The sequence below is a fragment of the Streptomyces sp. AC627_RSS907 genome, assembly GCF_019049165.1.
Map to the genome: position 1 here is coordinate 1 of NZ_JAGMUE010001235.1, position 576 is coordinate 576.

Below are 576 nucleotides of genomic sequence, written 5' to 3' on the forward strand. Positions count from 1 at the left end.
GACGGTGACCAGGTCGATCGCGGCGAGGGCCACCTCCGCCATCGCGTACCCGCTGTACTCCCCCGCCAGGTTGGCCTTGCGCACGTCCAGGTCGTGCAGCGGCGCCGTGCAGGCGAGCGCGCGCAGCCGCCGGGCCAGGCCCTCGTCGGCTGCCGGGCCCGGGGCTGGCCGGGGTGGGCCACTGAGCTGGGGCGTAGCGGCCCCCGGGGGTGGAGAAGTCACGTCGCACAGAGTAGGCGGTCGCACTGACAACGGACGAAACGGCGCCAAGGGGCCGGTCAGTGTGTGGCACCGCCCACAGCGCGCAACTCCGGCGTGCCGGCGGCGACCGTGGCGGCGATGGCGCGCAGGGCCACGGCGCTGTCGGCGACCGCGAGGGCGGGGGCGCCGCCGTCCGGCACCTGCTCGGGCGCGAACGGGACGTGTACGAAGCCGCCGCGCAGGGCGGGGCGTTCGGTGGCGATGAGGTGCATGAGCCCGTAGAAGACGTGGTTGCAGACGAAGGTTCCGGCCGTCTGCGACACGCTGGCCGGGGCCCCGGCGGCGCGGGCCGCGGCCACGCACTCCTTGATCGGC

2 pseudogenes are annotated in these 576 nt (G+C 75.7%); both read right to left on the reverse strand.

The window, feature by feature from the left end:
- Window positions 1–222: pseudogene (locus KUM32_RS41240) on the reverse strand (hypothetical protein); the annotation flags it as partial.
- 56 nt (window positions 223–278) lie between these two features.
- Window positions 279–576: pseudogene (locus KUM32_RS41245) on the reverse strand (pyroglutamyl-peptidase I); the annotation flags it as partial.